Consider the following 501-nt stretch of genomic DNA (forward strand, 5'->3'; position numbering starts at 1 on the left):
ACGCGTAATCGGCGTACTGCACCGGCAGCGGCTCCCACTCCGGCACCTGACCGCGCACCCGCGCCGCGTAAGCCGCCGACACGTCGCGACCCAGGGGAGTCATGGACCAACCGTCACCGGCGATGTGATGGACCACCAGCACCAGGATTCGTTCGTCCGAAGCGACCTTGAACAGCCACGCCCGGATCGGCACCTCCGACGCCAGATCGAATGCGTACTGCGTCGCCCGCTCCACCTCTTCGGCGATCTCCCCGGCCTCGACCTGCCGGACCTGCAGTGCCCAGTCGAGGTTCACCGGATCCACGATCTGCTGGTACGGCTCACCGTTGACGGATGGGTAGACGGTGCGCAGCGGCTCGTGACGTGCGATCGCATCCCGCAGTGCCGCCTCCAGCGCGGCGACGTTCACGTCGCCGGTCAGCCGGATCACCGCCGGGATGTTGTAGGTGGGGCTGGGGCCTTCCAACTGGTGCAGGAACCACAGCCGACGCTGCGCGAACG

The 501-nt window shown here is 67.9% G+C and carries 1 protein-coding gene; it reads right to left on the reverse strand.

Going from position 1 to position 501, the window contains the following annotated elements; genetic code table 11:
• Nucleotides 1–501, reverse strand: a 501-nt coding sequence (locus QSK22_RS33315) for a condensation domain-containing protein (protein WP_285498485.1), incomplete at both ends; no start/stop codon positions are given.

It is taken from the genome of Actinomadura sp. NBRC 104425 (genome assembly GCF_030269545.1).
In the GTDB taxonomy this organism is placed as follows: Bacteria; Actinomycetota; Actinomycetes; order Streptosporangiales; family Streptosporangiaceae; genus Spirillospora; species Spirillospora keratinilytica.